Source organism: Stenotrophomonas sp. SrG (assembly GCF_050031795.1).
In the GTDB taxonomy this organism is placed as follows: Bacteria; Pseudomonadota; Gammaproteobacteria; order Xanthomonadales; family Xanthomonadaceae; genus Stenotrophomonas; species Stenotrophomonas rhizophila_A.
Genome location: NZ_JBNBBE010001384.1, coordinates 1 through 235, shown reverse-complemented (window position 1 = coordinate 235; position 235 = coordinate 1). Strand labels below are relative to the sequence as shown.

General features: G+C 68.9%; 1 pseudogene. It reads left to right on the top strand.

From position 1 onward, the window contains the following. Positions 1-17 precede the first annotated feature (17 nt). Positions 18-235, top strand: a pseudogene (locus ACQG3P_RS23945) (endonuclease/exonuclease/phosphatase family protein); the annotation flags it as partial.

Sequence of the window (235 nt, the reverse complement as noted above, 5' to 3'; positions counted from 1 at the left end):
ATGGAGGGATTCCCATGATGTCTTGTTTTCGTCGTCCGGCCCAGCTGGCCCTGATCGCGCTGGCGCTGCCGCTCGGCACCGCCCTGGCCAAGGCGCCCGAGCCGCTGCGGGTGATGTCATTCAATGACCGCACCCCGGTGGACACCGAGCCGAACAAACGCTCGGAGGACCGTCGCGTGGCGATGCTGGCGCTGCGGCGCGAGCAGCACCCGGTGGGGTTCGGTACCCAGGAGCG